This is a genomic window from Pantoea sp. RSPAM1, assembly GCF_038816185.1.
GTDB classification, from domain to species: Bacteria; Pseudomonadota; Gammaproteobacteria; order Enterobacterales; family Enterobacteriaceae; genus Pantoea; species Pantoea ananatis.
The window spans coordinates 4,332,551-4,352,899 of record NZ_CP046137.1; the positions used below are offsets into that span (position 1 = coordinate 4,332,551).

Genomic DNA, 20,349 nt, shown 5'->3' on the forward strand with positions numbered 1-20,349 from the left:
TGAGCGGCCAGGTCATCAGCGTGGACAGGTGCCGATCGCTCTGCCCGGCCTGAGGTAACGGGCGCTGTAACCTTGAGTGATGACAGGCCCGCTGGATGAGCGGCTGAACCCGTTCGGCGCTGCACCCGCTGACTGACCGGACACGGGCGAGGGTTGCCGGTCAGTGCATCGTGGCGTTATCGGGATATCATCCTTCAATTTGGTGACGGTAAGGCAACGCGGTCATCGCCCCTTTTGCCGTCGTCGCCAGCGCCCCACACTGCTGTGCGCTGCTGAGTCGTGCCGCCAGCCCGGCCTCATTCGCGGGCATCCCCTTCTCCGCCAGCCCCCATAGCAGCCCGGCGACAAACGCATCCCCTGCGCCGGTAGTATCCACGCTCACCACAGGCAGCGTGGGATAATGATAATGTTTACCCTGATGCCAGACTTTCACGCCGGCCTTGCCCTGGGTGACCATCAGCAGGCTAATTGCAAAGCGTTCCGCCAGCGCCTGCATGCTGTCAGCGTGTTGCGCCGCCGGAGTCAGAAAAGCCAGCTCGTCCTCAGACAGCTTAACCACATCAGCCAGCTGCAACGCCCGGTTCACACAGTCACGCAGTTGGGTATCGTCGTGCCACAGATCGTGACGAATATTAGGATCAAAGCTCACAAAGCCGCCGGCATCGCTGATCTGCTGCATGGCAGAAAAGGTGGTGGAGCGCGAAGGTTCTGCCGCCAGGGCAATTGAGCAGCAGTGAAGCCATTCACCTTGCTCAAACCTGGGAAGATCGCCCTGTTCCAGAAACAGATCTGCGCTGGGGCGCACCATAAAGGTAAAAGTCCGCTCACCTTCCTGATCCAGCGCCACTACCACCGTTGAGGTGCGCTGGGCGCTGTCCAGCGTCATATAGCGGGTATCAACCTGTTCAGTCGCCAGCGTGTGCTGCATAAAGTGACCAAAAGGATCGTCCCCTACCCGGCCAATAAACCCGCTGCGGCCCTGTAAGCGGGCAATGCCCACCGCCACATTGGCGGGCGCTCCGCCTGCACACTGTATTAAATGCCCCGGCCCGTCCGGAAGCAGGTCCACCACGGCATCACCCAGACACCACACTCGTGCTGACATACCTCTCTCCTACGCAGATAAAGCTAAATTTTACTAAACCGTTTTAGCTTAGCATTGCTCAGGCGTCATGACTGTGATTTGTGCGGGGAAAATCTCTTCGTACTGGCGGTAAAGCTGTCTTGTGCGCTGTAGTAAAGCGATACAAAGTCACCGCCACCAGGGTTAAACCCGCGCGCTGGCAACTGCTACACTCGTGAAAACTCCAAACACAAAAAGGCGAACCTCATCATGTCTGAACAACACTATCAGCCCGCTAAAGTCTGGAAGTGGGACCCGGAAGCGAAAGGTAATGGTGCCAAAACTAACCGCCCTACCGCTGGCCCAACCCATGAAAAAGCCCTGCCGGTTGGTAAGCATCCGCTGCAGCTCTATTCTCTGGGCACGCCTAACGGCCAGAAAGTGACGATTCTGCTGGAAGAGCTGCTGGCGCTGAACGTCAACGATGCTGAGTACGATGCCTGGTTGATCAATATTGGTGAAGGCGATCAGTTCACCAGCGGTTTTGTGGAGATCAACCCCAACTCCAAAATCCCGGCACTGTGCGATCATTCCGCCACTCCACCGATTCGCGTATTTGAATCCGGTAACATCCTGCTGTACCTGGCGGAAAAATACGGTTATTTCCTGCCGAAAGATCCGGCCAAACGCACCGAAACGCTGAACTGGCTGTTCTGGCTGCAAGGCTCCGCGCCCTATCTTGGCGGCGGCTTTGGTCACTTCTATCATTACGCGCCAGAAAAGATTGAATACGCCATCAACCGCTTCTCACTGGAAGCCAAACGTCAGTTTGACGTGCTGGACCGTCAGCTTGCCGATAACCGTTATCTGGCGGGTGACGATTACACCATCGCCGATATCGCCACCTGGCCTTGGTACGGCAGCATGGTGCTGTACAACCAGTACAATGCGGCAGAATTCCTCGATCTTCAGTCCTATAAAAACGTGGTGCGCTGGGCCGAAGAGATCGCCCTGCGTCCGGCCGTTATGCGCGGCCGCAAGGTGAACCGAGTGATGGGCGAACCCGCCGATCAGCTGCGCGAGCGCCATGACGCATCGGACTTTGATACGCAAACCCAAGACAAGCAAGCCTGAGGAGAAAAACGTTGAGCGCTTACGTCGTATTTATTCGTGACAACACCCTGGATCAGGATGAAATGGTGACTTACGCCGATAAAGCCGGCAAAGCCCATGGCAACCATCCCATCAAGCCTTTGGCTTTTTACGGCGATCTGGAAACCCTGGAAGGCCCCGAGGCGGAAGGTGTGGTGATTATTGAATTTCCGAGCACCGACGCCGCCCATGCCTGGTATGACAGCCCGGAATATCAGGAGGCGAAACAGCACCGCCTGAAGGGCGCGACTTATCGCGTACTGTTGGTGAAAGGCGTCGATTAATCACTTTGCGGCCTTGCCCGCCGTTGCCCCGCAGGCCGGTCCATCTGGCCTGCAGGGGCACTCGCGCTCATCGACGCGGCTGATACGGCATGCTTCCGACCTGGGCAATGACGTCCGTGTTTTCTCCGCCAGAACCGCCTCATGACGGCTTCTGCCTGCCTCGTCTAGCTAAAACGAAACAGTGAGATGGCCTGTTGTAACGTGCTCGCCTGCTGACGCTGGTGCTGCGCCACCTGTAGCGTTTCGGTCACGTGTTTGACGTTATGATGCACGCTGTCATCAATACTGTTAATGCTGTGTTGAATCTGTTCGATACTCTGATTTTGCTGCACGCTCATCTCCGACAGCTCGTTCACCAGCTGTGACAGGCTGTCGATGCTGACGTGAATGGCCTGCATGGTCTGGGCGGCCTGATCAACCTGCGCGGTACCCTGCTCGGCGCTGGAACTGGACACATCCATGAGCTGGCGAATCTCACGAGCGGCATTTTCACACCGCAATGCCAGGCTGCGCACTTCGTTGGCCACCACGGCAAAACCCCGGCCTTCCTGACCCGCGCGAGCGGCTTCTACAGAGGCATTCAGGGACAAAATCGTCGTCTGGAACGCAATGCCGTCAATCAGCTCAAGAATGGTTTTAACCCGGCCTGACTCCACGTTAATCTGCGCCATGGAGGCCATCGCCCGCTGAATATTCTGTTGACCTTTATTCGCTACCTGGCGGGTTTCATGAGCCAGATCGCAGGCCGTTTGCGCCTTATCCTTCGCCTGACTGGCGGCAACGCTGATTTGTGACATCGCGGTGGTCGCCACCTCCAGCGCCTGTGCCTGTTCATCGGTGCGCTGCGACAGGGCGGCGTTACGCGACAGCATGCTGTCGGCCTCCTGCAGCAGTTCCGCGACGCCGTGGCTGACCTGGTTCAACGTACCGCGCATCGTGCTCAGGGTCTGGCTAAAGGTTTTGGCAAATGGCGTTTCACTCTGTTGATTTTCCACCGACAGCGTCAGGCAACCCGGTTCACGGTTGATGCGGGCAGCCAGTTGCGCAACCTCACTTGAGGTGCGTAGATCGGCGGCCATCTGCCGGGCGATAAGCACCAGCATCGCGGTCTGTACCACCACAAACAGCGCGTGGAAAAGCACCATATCCAGACCGGGATGGTGAAAGACCACGATGCCAAACAGATCGTGTTCCTGCAGATAGTTAAACAGGAGATGATGAACGGCGCCTGTCGCGGCGGCCATCATCAAGGGGCGGCTGTCGCGATAGACCAGCAATACCGACAGCAAGACAAACACCGAAAAGTGGAATTCGGTTTCGCCCTGGCCCAGTTGAATCAGCAACCCCGCAAAGCCGATGAGCGTGAAGGCCAGCCATAAGCGTGAAAATAGCGTGCCGTTTGCCAGCCATCCCACCAGCGTGGCGACCAGTGCCAGCCCGGTGCCGACCGTTATCGCCAGCCAGGTTGACTGGTACAGGCTTCCGACGATGGCTGAAATCACCACCATGATCCAACACAGCATGACAATCAGTCTGTCTGCCTGTTTTGCAATACGTTGAGGGGAAACGCCATCCCCGGAGCGGGTTAAATCTGTATTCATCGCCAGGCATCCACCAGAGGTTAAACCGCGCCTCAGACCAGAGGCGTGCCCACATTCGGCCTACGCAACGGGCGCAGACACATAAGATCGGTATCGACGCTGCCTGAAAATACTTTAATAGTGATTATGATTTACAGAAAAGTTGCGTGGGATATCACAGATGAGTTAACGCGCTATCGCTTTGAAGCCTTTCCTGCAGAAAGGCCACAAACGCCATGAGGCGCGAGGGCTGCTGTCGCTGCGCCTGCCACACAGCGAAGATATCGCCGTCCGGTGACCGCCATTCAGGCAACACATGCCACAGCTCCCCGGCTGCAATGCTGTGTTTTGCATCCCACCAGGAGCGCAGCAGGATGCCATGACCATCCAGCGCCATGCGCATCGCCACCTCACCATCGTTCGTGATCAGGTTGCCGCGGACTTTCTGACTCAGGCTCTCCGCATCGCTGACAAAACGCCACAGGGCGAAATCGCTGTCATGCTGCCTCAGCAAAATGCAGTTATGCTGCGCCAGCGCCCGGATGCTGTCCGGCAACCCGTGTTTAGCGGCGTAGGCGGGCGAGCAGCAAAGTACACGCGGGTTCTGCACCAGTTTCCGGGCAACCAGCCGTGAGTCTGGCGGTTCGCCGACGCGAATGTCGATGTCCACATGGGCATCCAGAAAATTCAGCGGCTGACTGCTGAGCTGCAGGGAAAGCGCCAGATGAGGATGCAGAGCAGCAAAGGCAGACACGCAGGGCGCGACATGGCGGCGGCCAAAACCAAACGAGGCATTAATATTCAGCGTGCCGCGCAGCTCGGCCGTTTCCCCGCTCACCGCGTCTTCCAGCGCCACCAACTGCTCCAGCAACGGGCGAGCCCCTTCCAGATATCGACGGCCTTCGGGCGTCAGTTCCAGCTTGCGCGTGCTGCGGCGTAGCAACTGCACCCCCAGCCGCTGTTCAAGCAGGCTCAGGCGTTTGCTCACGGCCGCCAGAGAAAGCCCCAGCGTCCGCGCAGCCGCCGTCAGGCTGCCCAGTGACGCCACGCGCAGGAAAAACGCCAGATCGTCACTTGAGGTCCTTGATTCTCTACTTTGATTCAACATGGGATTAACTTTAAGGCCAATTGTTTACCACAGGTGGAGAGTTATACTGCGCTAACGCCCGGTCATAAATCAAGCTGCATCAAGACAGCATGCGGAAACCTGACCGACTCACCCTACCCACCTCAGAGGTGCCCAGTGACAGAGAAGATCCATCGTATTGCCGTGATTCCCGGCGACGGCATTGGCAAAGAAGTGATGCCAGAAGGCGTGCGCGTGATGAACGTGGCGGCAGAGAAGTTCAACATCCCACTGCGCTGGGAGTGGTTCGATTATGCCAGCGCAGAATACTGGCAACAGCATGGCAAAATGCTGCCGGACGACTGGTTTGCTGAGCTGAAAACGTTCGATGCGATTTATTTTGGCGCGGTTGGCTGGCCTGACGTGGTGCCGGATCATGTTTCGCTCTGGGGATCGCTGTTACAGTTCCGCCGTGAGTTTGATCAGTACGTGAACCTGCGTCCGGTACGCCTGATGCCCGGCGTGAAAGCACCGTTAGCCAACCGTAAGCCGGGCGATATCGATTTCTACGTGGTGCGGGAAAACACCGAAGGCGAGTATTCCAGCGTGGGCGGCACCATGTTCCCCGGCACCGAGCGGGAAGTGGTCATTCAGGAAACGGTCATGACCCGCGTGGGCGTCGATCGCATTCTGAAGTTTGCCTTCGAACTGGCCCAGCGTCGGCCCAAAAAACACCTGACCTCTGCCACCAAATCGAACGGTATCGCGATTACCATGCCCTACTGGGATAACCGCGTTCAGGCGATGGGTGAGCACTATCCCGAGATCAAGGTGGATAAATATCATATTGATATTCTTACCGCCAATTTTGTGTTGCATCCCGACTGGTTTGATGTGGTGGTTGCCAGCAATTTGTTTGGCGATATCCTGTCGGATCTCGGCCCTGCCTGCACCGGCACCATTGGCATCGCGCCGTCTGCCAATATCAATCCGGAAGGCAAATTCCCCAGCCTGTTTGAACCGGTACACGGCTCGGCGCCCGATATCGCCGGTAAAAATATCGCCAACCCGATCGGCCAGATTTGGTGTGGTGCCATGATGCTGGAGCATCTCGGCTATAAGGAAGCCGGTGATGCCGTGCTGAACGCCATTGAGCGTACCCTGGCCGCCGGTGAGCATTTAACCCGCGACCTGGGCGGCAGCGCAGATACGCAGCAGTTGGGTGCCGCTATCGCGGCGGCGCTGTAACTTAGTCTGCCAGCAACACGATGCTGTCCGGATGCCAGCCTGACGGCAGCGGCTCAGGCCGCTGAATCGTCAGGTTGTTCAATTGCAGGTTCTCTACGCCGCGCGCAAACAGTCCCGGCAGCCCGCCGGGATAGCGCTCAACGCCGTAAGCCTCGCCAGTGGTTTTGTCCAGCCGGTAAGCATTATCCAGCCCCATCCCGGTGGGAGAGTCGGGATTACAGGGCGGCCGCACATCGTACTGCCCCTGCACGCCCTGCGCGACAGTTTGCCGCAGATGGAGTTGATTGAGTGAGATATCACGGATCCAGCCTGGCTGGGCAGCATGCAGGTTGATCGCGCCCTCTGCCACGCCGCTGAGCTGACTGAACTGGACTTGCTCCACGATACCCGGCAGCACCGCCGGATCGCGGGTCCGCACGGAGATAAAAATGGGATCGGCTTTGCCCCAGTGGCAGGCGGCGACATGATGGCAGCTAAAGGCGATCGTACTGAAGAGGACGCGCCGTATCGCCCCACCATCTCGTGACACAATGCCGATGCCGCGGTTGGAATCAAACAGGGTGCAGCCTGAAACGGTAATGTCTTCAATATCGTCCCAGGTTTCAGTGCCGATCTTCAAGGCGCAGCTGTCGCTGCGCAGCAGGCAGTTGCTCACCGCGATGCGTCGCGCCGGACGACGCAGGCCAGCGGGCTTGAAGGTGGTTTTGATGCAAATCGCATCATCTGCCGCGCTGAAATAGCTGTTGCTGATAAATACCGCCTCGCAGCTGTCAATGTCCAGTGCGTCGGTGTTGGGCAGCGTCATGGCGTTATCAATGGTCAGACGTTCGATATGCACATGGCGGCAGCTGACAAGGTGCACCGTCCACATCGGTGCGTGGATCAGGCTGATGCCCTGCAATCTGACCTGCTCGCAATCCTCAAACACGATCATGCGTGGCCTGTCTGCTTTTGGAACCCGGTAGCCCTGGTCGTCAGGCTCCGCCGCAAACCACGCTTCGGCGTCTCCTTCAATATGGCCCTGCCCCGTAATTGTCAGGTTACGCTGCCCCAGCGCATACAGCAGGACGTTGTGCGATTTCTCGGCACAGCTCAGCGCTTTCCACTGTTGGTAGTCCGCCAGATGTCGGCTGGCAACCAGCACTGCGCCGGCTTCAAGGTGCAGCTCAAAATCGGAAGGAAGGTTCAGGCAGCCGCTGCGATAACGCCCCGGCGGCAGCGTAAGTCGCCCACCGCCCGCCGCCGCAATCTGGTCAATCGCCTGTTGCAGAAGGCGTGTATCAGGGGTTTCGCCGTCTGCGACGGGATGAAAATCGCCAAGGGAAAGATGCATCGTCCGGCCTTAGTGAGTGAGAGATGACCCGGTGCGCTTACTTCACCGCACCTTCCGTTACGCCGCTGATAAACTTGCGCTGGAAAAACAGGAAAACCACGATAAGCGGCATGATAACGATCATCGCGCCAGCCATCAGCACCGGGATATCAATGGTGTTCTTATTCTGGAAAAACATCATGCCAATGGGCAAGGTTCGCAGCTCATCTTTGTTGACCAAAATCAACGGAATAAGGAATTCGTTCCACGTCCAGATAAACAACAGCAGGGCCAGCGTGGAGATCGTGGGCCAGATGGCCGGAACTAAAATCCCCCACAGGATTTTAATGCGAGGCGCGCCATCCATCACCGCCGCCTCGACTAACTCCTTAGGCACTTGCTGGAAAGCGCTGGCAATCATCAGGGTGGTAAACGGCAGCGACAGCGCAACCTGCGGCAGAATCAGGGCCAGATAGGTGTTGGTCAGCCCCATCCAGTGCAGTTCATGATAGAGCGGAATAATAAAGGCTTCACTCGGCAGCACCATGCCCAGCGCCAGCATGGCCGCCACCACTTTCTTGCCCGGAATTTTCAGTAAGGCAAAGCCAAATCCGGCCAGAATACCCAGCAAAATACTGCTCAGCACCACCGGAAACACCACCAGCACCGAGTTCATAAAGTAAACGTTAAAGTGCCCCTGCTGCCAGGCGGTGATGTAGTTTTTGACATTCAGTGAGGCGGGCAAATGAAACACGCCCTGGAACAGCTCCATCTGCGTTTTAAACGAGGTCATCAACGCCATTAAAAACGGCATGATGGTCATCAGCGCCACAATCCAGATCAGCGCACGAGAAATAATCGGCGTGCTTTTCATCAGTAACGTTCCTTCAATGCCAGATGGATCAGGTAGTTAAGCCCTAACACAATGACCATACTGAATACGGCAACTGATGAGGCATAGCCGAAGTAATGCAGATCAAAGCCCTGCTTGTACATAAAGATATTGGTCACCATGGTGGAGGTGCCAGGGCCGCCCTGCGTCATTACGTACACCAGATCGAACGCCTTCAGACTGGCAATGACCGTCAGCAACAGCGCGATGCGCAGCTCCGGACGCAGTCCCGGCAGCGTAATGCGCATAAACTTCTGGCGGCGCGAGGAGCCATCCAGGTCCGCAGCTTCAAGCAGGGACGGATTCATTCGCTGCAGTCCCGCCATGAACAGCACCAGACAGAAACCAAAAAAGTACCAGGTGGCGACCATGCCGACGGCCGGCAGTGCCCAGGTAAAATCCCCGAGCCAGGACAGCGCCAACTGCGGCAATCCGATGGCGCGCAGGACCTGATCGATGGGCCCAAAGGCCGGATTGTACAGCCAGCGCCAGACGACGCCGAGAACCGCCATCGGCATGATATAAGGCAGGAAGAACAGGATACGCAGCACGCTGCGCTCGGTATTGTTTCGGGTTTCATACAGAAAGCTGCACAGCAGCAGCCCCACGCCAATCGGCAGGAGAGTATAAAACAGCATCAGAATGGCGTTATTGCCAAGGGCAATCCAGAAGACCGGATCGCTGAACATACGCAGGTAGTTACTGATGCCCGCGAAAACTGGCCGGGAGGTGCCATCCCACTCGGTAAAGCTGATTCCCAACGACGCGAGCAGCGGTAACAGTAGAAACAGGCCATAAACCAGGACTGCGGGAAGAAGATAGAGAAAATTACGCCAACTGCTTTGATTCAACATAACCGTACTCGTCGTAGTCAGAGCGACATTCAGGCCCGGCAGTTTCGCTGCCGGGCAACCGGCTTAGTGTTTCAGGGTTTTCATGTAACGCTGATAGTTGTTATCGAAGTTAATCACCATCTGCTCAGCCGTCTGTCGGCCCGCCAGCAGCAGTTGAACGTTTTGATTCAGTTCGGCGTTCATGGTCGGGGTTGCCCAGTCGACATAATGGCCCAGACCGTCGTAGGCATTCAGGTTCAGCCACACCTGCCAGGCTTCGCCCAACAGCGGATTATCCGCCGGGATTTTTGCGTCTTTATTCGTACTGGCCGGCAGGAAGCCAACGTTCAGCCAGCGGTTTGCCATGCTGTCCGACACCATATAGTTAATAAATTTGGCGGCAGCATCCTGCTGGGCTTTGGTTTTCGCCATGCTGGTCATCGAGAAGGCCAAATCGGTTCCGCCGACCATCAACGGCTGCTTAACGCCGTCACCGGCTGGCATCCCGGTGAAGTGAATATCTTTGTTGTCTTTAAACTGGCCCAGATACCAGGTTCCGCTCACCAGGAACGCTGACTGACCGTTCTGGAATAACGTGGCAGCATCATCATGACCAATGCCCTGATAGCCCGGGAACAGATAGCCTTTATCAGCCCAGCCTTTCATCATGGTGGCCGCTTTTTTCAGCTTGTCATCTTTGAACGTGCCGCCCACGTCGTAAATCAAATCATCCAGTTTTTTGCGGTCGCTGCTTTCAATTTGCGCTTCCCACAGCGTACTGAGCAACTGCTGCCCCATGTTGCCGTCTAATAAACCCAGCATCATTGGCGGCGTGCCTTGCTCCTTGAGTTTTGCCATTGCGGCGTCAAGCTCGCTCAGGGTTTTCGGTACCGCAATACCGGCTTTATCCAGCAGCGCCTTGTTATAATAGAGGCCAACCATTTCACCGAGGCTGGCCACGCCGTAAAGCTTGCCGCTGCCAAACTGGCCGCTGTCAGACCAGCGGTTACGCTTGAGAATGGAGTCCGGAAATTTTTGGGTCCAGCCGTATTCGGCCGCATAGCTATCCAGCGGCAGCAGCAGTTTGTCTTTGACCAGCGATCCCATATCGCCGCCGCCCTGATTCACCTGGGCAATCTGCGGACCTTCACCTGCGGTCAGGGCCAACTTAAGAGGAATGCGCGTGTCTTCAAAGGAGTGCACGGACCGGTTGATAACGATACCGGGGTTTTGCCGGGAAAAGTCTTTAATACCTTCATCGACGGCCGCCGTTTGCTGAGGATAACTGTAGATATCCCATTCATTCAGGGTAACGGTGCTGTCGGCATGAGCAACGCTGCCCATCAGCAAGCCCGCCGCCAACAGGCTACGAACCGAAGTGCGAAAACGGAACGAACGAACTGAGGAATCAGACATCATGCTCACTTTCTCCAATACAGGATGGGCATCCTTTCTTCACAGGGTCTGCAATCCCGCAGACTGTCGCCGCATAAATCACCTTCTCACTCATAGTTACTTTAATAAAAAAATAAAGTCAAACATCCCACCGTGGGAATTGCCAGGTTGTGAGCCTGCGCAAAAAAACACACTGGCAGGGCAGCGCTCAGCATAAGCGGAGAGAAATCCGCATAAATCTGGCGCGTTATCGGTGTCCGTTCGCCGCCGGACAGCACGATAAACCAGCCTCAAAATGGCGTAATAACTTGCTGATAAATAATATGAAAATCATATGACGCTCACATTTTTAACTTTTTATTTCCTCTGACGATTGCCGCCAGCCGGTTCACCGCCTGCGACAGAAGCCCACAGGGACTGGCCTGGTCAGCTGATAAGATCCGAGCGGAGGCGACTTCAGAATAGCGGGGCAATTATTCCATCTTGAAAACTAAGTCAGCTTTCATTACCGTGAGGTTGTTCAACTACTGACCTGTGAGAGATGACGATGGCGAATCAAGGTGTCATTCGTCCGGCCACCGAGTCGGACTATTCAGCGCTTTACCGCATCTGTCTGGAGACCGCCAATGCCGGTAAGGATGCCCGTAACCACTATTCCGATCCCGACTATCCCGGACAGCGCTTTGCGGTGCCCTACGCCCGCTTTGCATCGGATTTTGCCTTTGTGCTGGACGTGGAAGGCGAAGTGATGGGCTATGTTGTCGCGACGCCCGACACCCGCGACTTTGAAGCGCAGCTTGCGCAGCACTGGTGGCCTCAGCTTCAGGAAAAATACCGTGACCGCACCGCCAGCGCCCCCTATGACAGTAAAATTCTCGACAGCATCCGTCAGCCTGAGCGCGCCGATGCGCAGCTGGTGACACAGTGGCCCGCGCATTTACATATCAATCTGCTGCCCCCGGTGCAGCAAGGCGGCTGGGGCCGCAGGATGATTGCACAGGAACTGGCTGCGCTGCGCCAGGCCGGCGTGAAAGGCGTTCACCTTGGCGTCAGCCTGCAGAATGAACAGGTGTGCGCGTTCTATCAACGCATGGGATTCAGCCACATCCTGCGCAGCAACGCCATATATATGGGCCAGTTACTTTAAGTGAGAGAGTTTATGACCAGCCTGCGCTTACAGAACGTTAAGAAGTCCTATGACCATATCGATGTGATTCATGGCGTCGATCTCAGGGTAAACAGCGGCGAATTTGTGGTGTTCGTTGGGCCATCCGGCTGCGGTAAATCTACCCTGCTACGGATGATCGCCGGGCTGGAAGACATTACTGACGGAACATTGCTGATTGACGATAAAGACATGACCCGTCAGCCCGCAACCGAACGCGGCATCGCCATGGTGTTTCAGTCTTACGCGCTTTATCCCAACATGACGGTGCGCGGTAATCTGGCCTATCCGCTTGAGGTGATGAAAAAGCCGAAAGCCGAGATAGCCCAGGCGATTGAACAAACCGCCGCGCGCCTGCACCTGACCGAACTGCTGGATCGCCTGCCACGGGCGCTTTCCGGGGGACAGCGTCAGCGTGTGGCCATTGGCCGCGCCATTATTCGCCATCCGCGCATCTTCCTGTTTGATGAGCCGCTCTCCAACCTGGATGCCGAGCTGCGTCTGCAAATGCGCATCGAGATTGCCCGCCTGCACGCCTCGCTGGGCAACACCATGATTTATGTGACTCACGATCAGTCAGAGGCGATGACGCTTGCCGATCGTATCGTGGTGCTGCGCAAAGGGCGGATTGAACAGGTTGGCGCGCCGTTAGCGCTGTACAACGATCCAGACAACCTGTTTGTGGCCGGTTTTATCGGCTCGCCAAAGATGAATTTCCTCCATGCCGAAGTCACCGCCACGGGTCAGGGTGAGGTGCAGTTACGCGTGCCGGATTTAAAGATAACGCAGCTGGTGCTAAAGATTGCGGCGCCCTGCCGCGAGGGCCAGCGCGTCACCCTGGGCATTCGTCCCGAGCACATGCAGCCAGCCGCGGAAACGCCAGCCGAACGTCAGTTCAGCGGCACGCTCTCCTTTGCCGAAATGCTCGGCCACACCAATTATCTCTACCTGGATTTAGGCATTGAACAGATGCTGGTTGTTGAGGCGCGCGAGGCGCAACGGCGTGATTTAGGCGTGGAGGTCAGACTGGGTTTATCGGCAGACCACTGCCTGCTGTTTGATGAGCAGGGGCAGCGTCTGCGTTAAACAGGATGGCGCTGCGGCGCCGTCAGGTCACGGGTTCTTCATCCGCCTGGGCAGCGAGCAGATCGAGCAGCATATTTACGGCAAAGCCTGCCGCGCCCAGCGCCCACATGCGGTTTGATTCTGTCAGAAACTGCAGCGGTGTCATCTGTGGCGTCAGCTTCAGACGATAGGCCTGAAAGCTCTGGGTAATGTGGTCCAGCAGAATACGTGAAGCCATGTGCGGTTCCATCGCCAGGAACACGACGTCAGGATCGTACGCCACCGACAGATTGGCCAGGGAAATCCCCAGTTCACGTCCCGCCTCTTCCAGTGCGCTCAGCACCTCGGCCGTGGGCCGCTGATCGAGCGCCTGCAATGTTAGCGGATCGCCCGCTTCATACTGCTGGACACGTTGCAGAATTGCCCGGGAGGAGGCCACGTCCTCAAGCAGACGCAGCGAGCCATCGCCTACCAGGCCGTTACCGATCTCGCCGGCTTTACCATGTCGTCCACGATACAGCCGGCGGTTAAGAATAATGCCTGCGCCAATGCCTTTACCGTAAGTCGCAATAACCGCTGACTGCGCATTGCCCAACTGGCCAAACACCAGGGTGGCCATCGCCATCGCATTGGCATCGTTTTCGATAAATACCGGCAGGGAAAAGCGTGTTTCCAGCATCTGCGCGATAGGGATATTCTCCCAGTCGAGCACTTTCGAACGAATACAGTAGCCGTTTTCGGCATCGACTAAACCGGATAAGGCCAGGCCAATCGCGCCCACCTGTTTTTCTTCCACGCCGCGTAGAAATTTAGCCAGCGCATCGCCCAGCTGTCGTGGCGTGATGGCGCCGGAAGGCATCTGCTGTTCCCCCAGCAGATTGCCGCTGAGGTCGGTCATGACGATCAGGTTACGTTCGGCGTTAAGCTGAATGCCAATGACGCTGGCGCGATCGGGATTCAGCCCCAGCAAGGTTTTAGGCCGCCCCATTGATACGCGGCGCAGCCCCAGTTCCTGCACGATGCCCTGCGCCAGCAGTCGGTTGGTCGCCTGGGAGACGGTAGACATGCTGAGTCCGCTTCGGACCTTGAGGTCAGACTGGCTGACAGGCGCATGTTCCACAATCAGTCTCAGAATGCGCGCGGTAACGTTTGGAGCAATCATAGCGTCCTCAGATTTGCCCGGGCCATCATTAATGCCCCGTCCAGAGCATCGTGTTGCGCAGCGACCAGCCGGGCCTGACTCTCCGCGCTCAGCCAGGGCTGAATCGGTGTGGCCAGCCCGCCCATGAGGGCGACGCAGCCCTGACTGATGGTTGAGAGACGGCTGACCATTAAGCCAATGTCACTTGCAGTCTGCTGCAGGAGAGCCACGGCATGACGATCGTCCGCGTGCGCGGCGGCAAAAACATCAGGCACCACGCGCGCCCAGTCAGCGGGCATCGCTTCTCGCGTCCACATCAACATGGTTTCCGGGCTGTGGTTAAACTGTGCCATCAGGCCGTGGGTAAAGTCTGTGCTGTCAACGATGGCTTCATGGGCCAGTAATGCCAGCCGCAGCGCGCGTCGCCCCAGCTCAGCGCCGGAGCCGTGATCGGACAGCGCGAATCCCCAGCCGCCCAGCAGCGTAAACCGCTCGCCATCCCAGGCTGCGCCCTGGCTGCCGGTGCCAATAATAAAAACCGCACCGGGTGCCGCCGCATGGGCGCCGGCGCAGGCGATCTCAACATCGCTGACCACCTGCACGGTCGCGCAGGCAGGCTGCCATTGCGTCAGGCGCGCCTTAACCGAGGCCACATTCGCACCGGCTAATCCTGCCACCAGCGAGGTCTGCGCCAGCGCCTGTGGCGTCAGCCCTGCCTGAGACAGCACAGCTGCCATGAGCTGCTCAACGCAGTTCAGCGCCGCATCAAACTGTGACCAGACGTTGGCGGGGCCGCCCACCGCCTGAGCCAGCACGTTGCCATTCGCGTCGGTCAACCGCGCGCGACACTGCGTACCGCCGCCATCAATACCAAGGAGATAGTGTGATTGCACGCGCTTCCTCCCGCCGTAAACGCATCTCGATTCTGTAATCTGCGAACGATAGGTGAAAAAAACTTAAATCGCAATAACAAATAAATATAGGCAAAAAACAATAACTATTTATTAATTAAAATCAATGAAATACTTAAAAATACGCATGCAAATCACACAACGCGTTATTGACATTAGTTTTTCTGTCGTAATAAGTTGGTAGCCAGTCTTTCCATAGTTGCGTCCCGTCAGCGGCGTACTCACCGTTGTCAGAATTCAGGATCAGGGGTTTACCATGAAAGTAGGCATTATTGGTCTCGGCTTTCGTCTTTCTCATGTCGTTAAAGAGTTTCACAAGGCTGATACCGAATTTTCGCTGGTAGGTTATTACGATCCAGCACCGGCCGGTTTGCCGAATCTGCACAGTTTCGGCATCGATCCCGGCAAGGCATTCGATTCCGTTGAGGCGCTGCTGGAACAGGGTGGTTTTGATTTGCTGCTGGTGGGCTCGCCTAACTTTATGCACCTTGAGCATGTCACACAGGCGCTGGCAGCAGGCTATACTGTGTTTACTGAAAAGCCTGTCGTGATTAACGAAGAACAAACGATGGCGATGGCAAAACTGGTTCAGCAGTATGGTAAAGACCGTATTCTGGTAGGGCTGGTGCTGCGTTACTCGCCGCTCTATCACGATCTGCTGGCAGCACGTGACGATCGTCGCCTGGGTGAAATCACGTCTATTGAAGCGACAGAACATATCAAGCCTTATCATGGCGCATTCTTCCAGCGCGACTGGCGCAGGCTCGAAAAATATGCCGGTCCCTATATTCTGGAAAAATGCTGTCACGACATCGATCTCTACCAGGGATTAATTCAGGAGCGCCCCCTTCGGGTGGCCAGCTTTGGCGGACGCAAGTCATTCACGCCTCAGCATGCACCACAAGGCGCAATCACCGAGCAGTCTGAGATTTATCACACTAAGCCCAGCGGCTGGTCGAGTACCGACGCGGTGTTTAGCAGTGATGCCGATATTGTTGATTACCAGACCGCCCTGATTGAGTACGCCAGCGGCGCAACGCTGTCTTTTCACGCTAACCTCAACGTCCCGGACGAATTTCGCCGGTTCTGCGTCATAGGCACTGACGGCATGGCTGAAGGCGATTTTGTCCGTAACTATTTTCGCGTGCACAACGCACGCACCGGCGAAAAAGAAGTGGATACCGCATACAGCGGCAACGCCTATGACGGTCATTACGGTGCCGATGCCTTAATGGCGGAAGAGATCGTAAAGCACATCAAGCAGGGAACGCCGTTAAAAGTTTCTGTTGTTGACGCACTGGAAGCTGGCCTGACGGCCATTAAGATTGATGAAGCACGCAAAACCCGCAGCGTCATCGATCTGACCGAAAGCTGGACACGTTTTGACGCCAACCTGGGAAAAACGGGAACGCATTAGTTCCCTCCTGATCGCTCACTCCCCCGAGCCCGTCAGGTTAAACATAGCTCGACGACTGGTACCCTACTTAAACCGGCCTCAGGCCGGTTTTTTTATTCCACTACACCTGTATTCCTCCTGCCCTGCGGGCGGGCGTCGCGCGGCATCGGGCGTCTCCGCCTGCGTTTTTCATGAGGATTGACCCGTGCGGATGATTATTAAAAAAAACCGCCTGCTCTGCTGATAACTTAACTCAGGATAAGATAAAGCAGTAAACGAAGCGACCGTTATGACACCAGAACGACACTTTCTGCTGATAATCAGATGACGTTTATTACGCGTTTTACAAAACAACGTGCAGGGTGAATTAACGCTTTCGACGAGTAGTCACGCCAGAAAAGACCATTTAACGTTATCATTAGAGTGCATATAAATTTAAATAACGGATAACAAAAAAGTGCTGATTAATATATAAAAAACGTGTGTTGCCAGGAGAATCGCGTATATTAATCGCCGGACTTCCCTCTCGTTACGCAAAAAATATAATTCACAGCAAACGTTAAATAGTTTCGATGAGATAATGAAAAATAGCGGATATAACCCTTATATTACTGAGCCTATTCATCACGTCACGAGTCAGGTGGCCGGTATTTGTTACCACCTCCCGAATTCGGACTGCACACAACCGACGAAAAGGATACTTAACGATGACAACATTATTTCATTGCACAACCATCTTGCAACTGAAGCAGCATTAATCATTATTCCCCTGTGTGATGCACAGTTAGAAGAATGGATTCACCATCCCGAACGTTATTTACACCTCCAGGATGCGCGGGTGCGTATTGGTATTAATTATCGCAACCTCAGGGCCCATCAGGAAAAATTACTGGAATTAATTAACGCTTATCGTTTCTGGCTTTTTGATTTCGCACCGCCTGGCGCAGACTGGCATTTCGTCGAATCCTTTCCTTTTTCCGCCATTGTCTTAAGTTATTCATTCTTTAATGACAACTATCGGAAATTTACATTTCCTTTTTTTCTTGAGTCATTAAAAGGGAAAGGCGCCGAGATTATCGTGCGCGGTTACGAACCGACGTTATCAGCAGAGCAACTCGCGGCACTTAACATTAGCGGCTGGCAATTACAACGCGCGTCTGGCGATCTCATTCCCTTTACGCTTTAACCTTTCTTATCTCCTGGCACTATTGAATCATATCGGAAAGCCCCATTAACACCGTCTAAAGTATTGCCTTAGATGCATTGTTAAGAGCTTTTAGCCAAAAAAATCAAAACTTATACCAATTTTGCTATAACATTTAACAGATATGGATCATCACGCTTCAGGGAAGAGCGAAATAAGAATGCCTTTCATCTTTTGTACTTTATGACTGACAACAATCTATCTGATTGTTTTCCTGAGTTTTCTGGCAACGAAATGAGGTCAACATTATGGGGAAAAACTCCTCATCCTTTAGCGTGGTCCGTTTTTTAACGGTGCTGTTCGCCGTGCTAACGGGTGCGTTCATGTTAATTGGTGGTATCTGGCTGGCCACGATCGGGGGTTCCTGGTACTACATCATCGGCGGTGCAGCCATGCTGCTTACCGCTTTCCTGCTGTTGCGACGCAATAGCGCTGCCCTGGTTGTCTATGCGCTCTTGCTGCTGGCTACGCTGGCCTGGGGCGTTTGGGAAGTCGGCACCGACTTCTGGGCACTGGCACCGCGTACCGACGTACTGGTGATCTTCGGCGTCTGGCTGGTGTTGCCCTTTGTCTATCGCGGCTTTTACCAGCCGGGTAAAGGCGCCTTGGGTGCCATGGGCGTGGCACTGGTTGCCAGTGCAGCGGTGTTAACCTATTCCGTCTTTAATGATCCGCAAGTGGTTAACGGTGCATTACCGGCAACAGCGGATAATGCGCCTCAGGCACAGCCGTTGAGCAATATTGCTGATGGCGACTGGCCGGCCTATGCGCGCGATCAGCAAGGGACGCGCTTCTCGCCGCTCAAGCAGATCAACCACGACAATGTGAAAGAACTGCAGGTTGCCTGGCAATTCCAGACCGGTGATATGAAACGCCCAAGCGATCCGGGCGAAATTACCGATGAAGTGACGCCAATCAAGATTCGCGACACGCTTTATCTTTGCACGCCACATCAGATTTTATTTGCTCTGGATGCGGCCACCGGCAAGCAAAAGTGGAAGTTTGATCCCGGCCTGAAAACCAACCCCACCTTCCAGCACGTGACCTGTCGTGGTGTGTCATACCACGAATTCCCTGCAGCGAAGGATGCATCCAATACCCAGCCTGCGCTGTGCTCGCGTCGTATCTACCTGCCAGTCAATGACGGGCGTTTGTTTGCGCTGGATGCAGAAACCGGTGAACGCTGCCCGGCCTTTGGTAACAACGGTGAGCTGGATCTGCAGCACAAACAGCCGGTCACAACGCCAGGCATGTATGAGCCAACCTCGCCACCGGTGATTACTGATACCACCATTGTGATGGCCGGCGCGGTAACCGATAACTTTTCAACCCGTGAACCTTCAGGCGCCATCCGTGGCTTTGATGTGAACACCGGTAAGCTGTTGTGGGTGTTCGATCCGGGCGCGAAAGATCCTAACGCAATTCCGGCGGATGAACACACGTTCACCATGAACTCCCCTAACTCGTGGGCACCTGCGGTTTACGATCCGAAGCTGGATATCGTTTACCTGCCAATGGGAGTGACCACGCCGGATATCTGGGGCGGCAACCGCACACCTGAGCAGGAACGTTATGCCAGCAGCGTGCTGGCGCTGAACGCGACGACCGGTAAGCTGGTATGGTCATATCAGACTGTGCATCACGATCTGTGGGATATGGACCTGCCTTCGCAGCCGACGCTGGCGGATATAACCGATAAAGACGGTAACACCGTGCCGGTTATCTATGCCCCTGCCAAAACCGGGAACATCTTTGTTCTGGATCGCCGCACAGGTAAAACTGTGGTTCCGGCCCCGGAAACCCCTGTTCCGCAGGGCGCGGCTAAGGGCGACCATGTCTCAGCGACACAGCCTTACTCTGAACTGACCTTCCGTCCGAAACAGAACCTGACGGATAAGGACATGTGGGGCGCAACGATGTATGACCAGCTGGTGTGCCGCGTGATTTTCAAACGTCTGCGCTACGAAGGTCCGTTCACGCCACCGTCTGAGCAGGGCACCCTGGTCTTCCCGGGCAACCTGGGCATGTTTGAATGGGGCGGCATTTCCGTTGATCCGCATCGTCAAATTGCGATTGCTAACCCAATGGCGCTGCCATTCGTGTCTAAGCTGATCCCACGTGGTCCGGGTAATCCAGAAGAGCCACCAAAAGGCGCAACAGGCGGTTCAGGTACTGAAACCGGTATTCAGCCGCAGTACGGCGTGCCGTATGGCGTTGAACTGAATCCGTTCCTGTCACCTTTTGGTCTGCCGTGTAAACAACCTGCATGGGGTTATGTTTCTGCTGTTGACCTGAAAACCAACGAAGTGGTGTGGAAACAACGTATTGGTACCGTTCGTGACAGCTCACCTGTACCGCTGCCCTTTAAAATGGGTATGCCAATGCTGGGCGGACCGGTTGCCACCGCAGGCAAAGTGTTCTTTATTGGCGCAACGGCTGATAACTACCTGCGTGCTTACAGCACCGACACCGGTGAACTCTTGTGGCAGGCGCGCCTGCCAGCCGGTGGTCAGGCAACGCCAATGACCTATGAAGTTAACGGCAAGCAATACGTTGTGATTGCTGCCGGTGGCCATGGTTCATTCGGCACCAGGCTGGGCGATTACGTAATTGCCTATGCGCTGCCCGACCAGAAGTAATTA

Annotated in this window: 17 protein-coding genes; 8 read left to right on the forward strand and 9 right to left on the reverse strand. The window is 55.5% G+C overall.

Going from position 1 to position 20,349, the window contains the following annotated elements; genetic code table 11:
* Window positions 1-187 precede the first annotated feature (187 nt).
* A complete protein-coding gene (locus tag GKC68_RS20820; RefSeq protein WP_342656471.1) occupies window positions 188-1,105 on the reverse strand; it encodes an aminoimidazole riboside kinase in 918 nt (305 codons plus the stop codon).
* Window positions 1,106-1,333: 228 nt separating this feature from the next.
* Between GKC68_RS20820 and yghU the strand changes: the two genes are divergently transcribed.
* Together yghU and GKC68_RS20830 are read left to right on the forward strand one after the other, a co-directional pair.
* Window positions 1,334-2,197: a glutathione-dependent disulfide-bond oxidoreductase gene (gene yghU, locus GKC68_RS20825; protein ID WP_042676616.1), complete on the forward strand. Its 864-nt coding sequence runs from the start codon at window positions 1,334-1,336 to the stop codon at window positions 2,195-2,197.
* Window positions 2,198-2,208: 11 nt separating this feature from the next.
* Window positions 2,209-2,499 (forward strand): DUF1330 domain-containing protein, encoded by a 291-nt coding sequence (locus GKC68_RS20830; protein ID WP_013024228.1) that lies wholly within the window; start codon window positions 2,209-2,211, stop codon window positions 2,497-2,499.
* A 164-nt stretch (window positions 2,500-2,663) separates the two neighbouring features.
* Here the strand turns inward: GKC68_RS20830 and GKC68_RS20835 are convergent, their stop codons facing one another.
* Both GKC68_RS20835 and GKC68_RS20840 read right to left on the reverse strand, forming a co-directional pair.
* On the reverse strand, window positions 2,664-4,100 hold the full coding sequence (locus GKC68_RS20835) for a methyl-accepting chemotaxis protein (RefSeq protein WP_047715295.1): 1,437 nt from the start codon (window positions 4,098-4,100) through the stop codon (window positions 2,664-2,666).
* 154 nt (window positions 4,101-4,254) lie between these two features.
* Entirely contained in the window at window positions 4,255-5,187 is a 933-nt protein-coding gene (locus GKC68_RS20840) for a LysR family transcriptional regulator (RefSeq protein WP_252293927.1), read from the reverse strand.
* Window positions 5,188-5,322: 135 nt separating this feature from the next.
* On the opposite strand from GKC68_RS20840, the gene GKC68_RS20845 reads away from it, so the two are divergent.
* On the forward strand, window positions 5,323-6,393 hold the full coding sequence (locus GKC68_RS20845) for a tartrate dehydrogenase (RefSeq protein WP_014606905.1): 1,071 nt from the start codon (window positions 5,323-5,325) through the stop codon (window positions 6,391-6,393).
* A gap of 1 nt (window position 6,394) precedes the next feature.
* Here the strand turns inward: GKC68_RS20845 and GKC68_RS20850 are convergent, their stop codons facing one another.
* The 4 genes from GKC68_RS20850 to GKC68_RS20865 all read right to left on the reverse strand — a co-directional run bounded on the left by GKC68_RS20850 (window position 6,395) and on the right by GKC68_RS20865 (window position 10,846).
* Window positions 6,395-7,726: a glycosyl hydrolase family 28 protein gene (locus tag GKC68_RS20850; protein ID WP_342656472.1), complete on the reverse strand. Its 1,332-nt coding sequence runs from the start codon at window positions 7,724-7,726 to the stop codon at window positions 6,395-6,397.
* Window positions 7,727-7,763: 37 nt separating this feature from the next.
* Window positions 7,764-8,579: a carbohydrate ABC transporter permease gene (locus GKC68_RS20855; RefSeq protein WP_014595099.1), complete on the reverse strand. Its 816-nt coding sequence runs from the start codon at window positions 8,577-8,579 to the stop codon at window positions 7,764-7,766.
* Window positions 8,579-9,451 carry a sugar ABC transporter permease gene (locus tag GKC68_RS20860; RefSeq protein ID WP_342656473.1) on the reverse strand — a complete coding sequence of 291 codons (873 nt, stop codon included), beginning with the start codon at window positions 9,449-9,451 and terminating at the stop codon, window positions 8,579-8,581. Before GKC68_RS20860 ends, GKC68_RS20855 begins: the two co-directional genes overlap by 1 nt.
* Before the next feature lie 63 nt (window positions 9,452-9,514).
* A complete protein-coding gene (locus GKC68_RS20865; RefSeq protein ID WP_033778001.1) occupies window positions 9,515-10,846 on the reverse strand; it encodes an extracellular solute-binding protein in 1,332 nt (443 codons plus the stop codon).
* Between the two features lie 526 nt (window positions 10,847-11,372).
* Between GKC68_RS20865 and GKC68_RS20870 the strand changes: the two genes are divergently transcribed.
* Together GKC68_RS20870 and ugpC are read left to right on the forward strand one after the other, a co-directional pair.
* On the forward strand, window positions 11,373-11,972 hold the full coding sequence (locus GKC68_RS20870; RefSeq protein ID WP_110983093.1) for a GNAT family N-acetyltransferase: 600 nt from the start codon (window positions 11,373-11,375) through the stop codon (window positions 11,970-11,972).
* 12 nt (window positions 11,973-11,984) lie between these two features.
* A complete protein-coding gene (gene ugpC / locus GKC68_RS20875) occupies window positions 11,985-13,076 on the forward strand; it encodes a sn-glycerol-3-phosphate ABC transporter ATP-binding protein UgpC (protein ID WP_047715291.1) in 1,092 nt (363 codons plus the stop codon).
* Window positions 13,077-13,098: 22 nt separating this feature from the next.
* Here ugpC and GKC68_RS20880 read toward each other — a convergent pair whose 3' ends face one another.
* Complete coding sequence (locus GKC68_RS20880; RefSeq protein WP_110983095.1) at window positions 13,099-14,217, reverse strand: ROK family transcriptional regulator; 1,119 nt, start codon at window positions 14,215-14,217, stop codon at window positions 13,099-13,101.
* A complete protein-coding gene (locus GKC68_RS20885; RefSeq protein WP_064366266.1) occupies window positions 14,214-15,089 on the reverse strand; it encodes a BadF/BadG/BcrA/BcrD ATPase family protein in 876 nt (291 codons plus the stop codon). Before GKC68_RS20885 ends, GKC68_RS20880 begins: the two co-directional genes overlap by 4 nt.
* A 274-nt stretch (window positions 15,090-15,363) precedes the next feature.
* Here GKC68_RS20885 and GKC68_RS20890 point away from each other — a divergent pair, with 274 nt between their 5' ends.
* The 3 genes from GKC68_RS20890 to GKC68_RS20900 all read left to right on the forward strand — a co-directional run bounded on the left by GKC68_RS20890 (window position 15,364) and on the right by GKC68_RS20900 (window position 20,346).
* A complete protein-coding gene (locus GKC68_RS20890; RefSeq protein ID WP_342656474.1) occupies window positions 15,364-16,524 on the forward strand; it encodes a Gfo/Idh/MocA family oxidoreductase in 1,161 nt (386 codons plus the stop codon).
* Window positions 16,525-17,083: 559 nt separating this feature from the next.
* On the forward strand, window positions 17,084-17,689 hold the full coding sequence (locus tag GKC68_RS20895) for a hypothetical protein (RefSeq protein ID WP_028722965.1): 606 nt from the start codon (window positions 17,084-17,086) through the stop codon (window positions 17,687-17,689).
* A gap of 266 nt (window positions 17,690-17,955) precedes the next feature.
* Entirely contained in the window at window positions 17,956-20,346 is a 2,391-nt protein-coding gene (locus tag GKC68_RS20900) for a glucose/quinate/shikimate family membrane-bound PQQ-dependent dehydrogenase (protein ID WP_028722966.1), read from the forward strand.
* The last annotated feature ends 3 nt before the right edge of the window (window positions 20,347-20,349 follow it).

Coding starts and splice junctions, on each gene's coding strand:
- GKC68_RS20880 (WP_110983095.1), bottom strand. CDS start 14,217: ATGATTGCTCCAAACGTTACCGCGCGCATTCTGAGACTGATTGTGGAA.
- yghU (WP_042676616.1), top strand. CDS start 1,334: ATGTCTGAACAACACTATCAGCCCGCTAAAGTCTGGAAGTGGGACCCG.
- GKC68_RS20820 (WP_342656471.1), bottom strand. CDS start 1,105: ATGTCAGCACGAGTGTGGTGTCTGGGTGATGCCGTGGTGGACCTGCTT.
- GKC68_RS20855 (WP_014595099.1), bottom strand. CDS start 8,579: ATGAAAAGCACGCCGATTATTTCTCGTGCGCTGATCTGGATTGTGGCG.
- GKC68_RS20900 (WP_028722966.1), top strand. CDS start 17,956: ATGGGGAAAAACTCCTCATCCTTTAGCGTGGTCCGTTTTTTAACGGTG.
- GKC68_RS20850 (WP_342656472.1), bottom strand. CDS start 7,726: ATGCATCTTTCCCTTGGCGATTTTCATCCCGTCGCAGACGGCGAAACC.
- GKC68_RS20895 (WP_028722965.1), top strand. CDS start 17,084: ATGAAAAATAGCGGATATAACCCTTATATTACTGAGCCTATTCATCAC.
- GKC68_RS20870 (WP_110983093.1), top strand. CDS start 11,373: ATGGCGAATCAAGGTGTCATTCGTCCGGCCACCGAGTCGGACTATTCA.
- GKC68_RS20860 (WP_342656473.1), bottom strand. CDS start 9,451: ATGTTGAATCAAAGCAGTTGGCGTAATTTTCTCTATCTTCTTCCCGCA.
- GKC68_RS20840 (WP_252293927.1), bottom strand. CDS start 5,187: ATGTTGAATCAAAGTAGAGAATCAAGGACCTCAAGTGACGATCTGGCG.
- GKC68_RS20865 (WP_033778001.1), bottom strand. CDS start 10,846: ATGTCTGATTCCTCAGTTCGTTCGTTCCGTTTTCGCACTTCGGTTCGT.
- GKC68_RS20890 (WP_342656474.1), top strand. CDS start 15,364: ATGAAAGTAGGCATTATTGGTCTCGGCTTTCGTCTTTCTCATGTCGTT.
- GKC68_RS20835 (WP_047715295.1), bottom strand. CDS start 4,100: ATGAATACAGATTTAACCCGCTCCGGGGATGGCGTTTCCCCTCAACGT.
- ugpC (WP_047715291.1), top strand. CDS start 11,985: ATGACCAGCCTGCGCTTACAGAACGTTAAGAAGTCCTATGACCATATC.